Source organism: Maritalea porphyrae (genome assembly GCF_027213965.1).
GTDB classification, from domain to species: domain Bacteria; phylum Pseudomonadota; class Alphaproteobacteria; order Rhizobiales; family Devosiaceae; genus Maritalea; species Maritalea porphyrae_A.
This window is the reverse complement of record NZ_JAPWGX010000010.1, coordinates 1-2,903: the sequence shown is the minus strand read 5'-3', so window position 1 is coordinate 2,903 and position 2,903 is coordinate 1. Positions and strand designations below refer to the sequence as shown.

General features: G+C 42.9%; 3 protein-coding genes. All 3 read right to left on the bottom strand.

The genetic code is table 11. From position 1 onward, the window contains the following. Positions 1-216 precede the first annotated feature (216 nt). Entirely contained in the window at positions 217-1,455 is a 1,239-nt protein-coding gene (locus tag O4H47_RS17815) for a hypothetical protein (protein ID WP_269395372.1), read from the bottom strand. A 133-nt stretch (positions 1,456-1,588) separates the two neighbouring features. Then, a complete protein-coding gene (locus O4H47_RS17810) occupies positions 1,589-2,029 on the bottom strand; it encodes a tetratricopeptide repeat protein (protein WP_269395371.1) in 441 nt (146 codons plus the stop codon). Positions 2,030-2,101: 72 nt separating this feature from the next. After that, positions 2,102-2,731, bottom strand: a complete 630-nt coding sequence (locus O4H47_RS17805) for a hypothetical protein (RefSeq protein WP_269395370.1) — start codon at positions 2,729-2,731, stop codon at positions 2,102-2,104. Positions 2,732-2,903 lie beyond the last annotated feature (172 nt).

Below are 2,903 nucleotides of genomic sequence, written 5' to 3'. Positions count from 1 at the left end.
GATGAACCAAATCATCTCTTAGGTCAGGCAACCAGTTGTCTCAAATACCCTGAACACGGACAGCTCAAGAATTTCCCATGGGGTTGCTCCAACGGCCTCCGATTGATCCCCACCTCGTCGTTTAGAGTAATTCCAGCCAGCGGCGCCGAAAAATAGTCCAGACCTGCCTCAATTGCAAAGAATTCAACCGCGAGCCGGAACGCTACAATTTTCATATTAGTCGTACTCGCGCCATGCAGTCACGACTGGACGACTATCTTTCCAAGCCAAGGATATGTTAACAGGAAAAGGCGTCGCAGTGAGAATTCCGCAAATGGGGTCAAAACTTGAGTTTGGGGAAAGTTTATTAATATAGCCACAAGCGTAACGCGCCGTTATCTGACAATTTTCCGGTCGATCGCTTGCATCGCATCCAGTCGCGTCAATCCACCCAATTTCAACACCCAGTTCCATAAATGGATTTTCCATCCAACAGGCATTGTTGACAACCGAAAAACTGCTGAATGCACCTATGCCAGTCAATCTCCCTTTCATTAGAATGGACAGTCTATTACAATCATTCGTGATATATGTGTTCAACGCAGTGCGCAAATTTTCGATTTTTTCCTTTTCCGCCAATTTTTCCTGCATAGAATCGAGTGCGGCTTCAGTCTTGTCATTCATATCGCTATCGTCACCCACAACTAAGAAGAAAGTTGAATTGTATCTAAGGCCATCGATATGAACGTAATAATCTTCTACATGGTCCCTTTTTAATGCGTCTTGAAGATTCGAAATCGTCGCGCGGTAGTTCTTTGCGGAGTGGTTTCTAAGGAATTCTATGCCTCCAAACGGGTTTCCAAGAAATGGTTTGAATGGGTCTTTCGGACCATAATATTTTTCGTGGAATTTGAAATGACCATAGCCATTGACTACTGCCACAACATATTGATCAATAGATCTTATCTTCGCTTGAACAACTATGCCCTTTTGATCAAGAATTGCTTCAACGAAACCGTCTCTCGGCTCTTTAGACAAAAACATAACATCTGAGAATAAATTCGACGCGTAGAGTCCCGTGCTTGGATCAAGAACCAGTTCTGTTACTTTTTTTGGAATAGACCCGTAGGGTTCAGCGCCGACGAACACGCCAACCTTACTAGGGCCGCTAAGACGTCTGGCATCGTCGATTTTAAAAACGGGCTCTGTTGAAAGAGCCGTATAAAACTCTTCTGCATTTATTTCTGCGTTCCCGACTACTTGACCACTTTCGAAATAAATATTGTCTCTGTGATATTTTTCACCAGCTACAGCTGAAATGGCGAAAAAGCAAGTTGCAATAACTACTAGTAGTCTGAACACAAAAATCTCCTCCTTAGGATTTTCAATAAATGTAAATCCAGTTAAAGGGAAATCCAATAAAAATTCAACTCTACTCTCGCGATCGGTACAAAAATTTGTAATTTTTGTCTTCAAGTGGATTAGCTAATCCTGCCGCTTCTATGGACGCCACAAGGCTACACTTAGCAGAAGATAGCGGAAATTGCTCACTGCAACTTTTGATGATTAAATTGTTCGGCGTCAGCATTTGATAGACAGATTGTTCTTCTTAGCAAGATATATTTGCTCCGAGGATACAGGCTTTCTCATACAACTGTACTGCCCGCTTACGGTTCTTAGTAACACCAATTCCCATGTCGTATTGGTAGGCAGCGTTGATGCAAGCTGGACCGTAGTCTGCGTTGCAGCCTTTTACATAAAGGTGAGCCGCCCATGCTTGATCCTCCTCTACGCCAATTCCTTCTGCGTAATAGTAACCAGCATTGAAACAAGCGGCGGAAACTTTTCCGTAGCAAGCTTTCACAAACAGTTTTGCGGCAAGGTCATAATTCTGATCTACGCCATCACCATTCGCGTATTTTTTTGCGGCCTCCATGCATGCTGTTACGTCATGCGTGCATCTGACTTCTTCCTCAGTTTGAATTTGCCCATAGGAAATTGATATGCTCAACGTGGAAAATACTACAAACGCAGAAATCTTAAGGCTCATCCAACATTTTCCAATAATCTTGGTTTTCCGGTAATCGTGTTTATCTGTCTATCAAATACTGACGGGATACACTTAGTACAATACTGGCGTAAATCCGGCAGGGAAAAGCCAGATATCTTCGGTGCTTGGAAGTTGCTCGCCGTCGACGAAACGGAATTGGCGAAGTGCAGTGAAGCCGGTTGCGCCGGTGTCAAGTCGTTTGTATCGGTAACACGCATCGGCATTTTCCATATTATTGAAAGAAAGCATGGATTCTACTTCTGCTACAGAGATAGAAGTCGTAAGTGGATTTTTTTGCATCAGCGTACCGGCACTTCGGTAGGTTCCAAAAGAAATATTGTTTTTCTTAAACTCAGAAGGCTCACATAATCTGTCACTGTCAAAAAATGCTTTGTAGCGCGCTTCAAGTACTTCGCCGTTTCCATATTTGTAGTGGATGGCGATCACAAAACTCTTTTGTGTGACGTTAGAATAGACCTCTGCCCAACTACAAGAAGCGTCCGACTTTGGTTCGTAACAAAGAACTTGTCCATCAGAAATCATATCTATGAATTCACTATTGGAAATGTAACCGTCGCCAAAAAGTCCACCAAACAAATCGCTGAAAATACCGGACTTACCCTTGGCATACGTTTCTCCAGATACTGAGCAGACCAGTAAAATAGCGATCAGCATCGTAAGAACTTTTTGCGGCCTAAACATGTTAACTCCTCCAAGTATTCTCGTTCATATGGATATCATATGACTATATTCAAGACATTCTTAGGGAAAGGGAATTAGGCCCCTCGTCATTTCCGAAGTATTTTTACACCTGTCCGTGTTCAGGGTATTTGAGACAACTGGTTGCCTGACCTAAGAGATGATTTGGTTCATT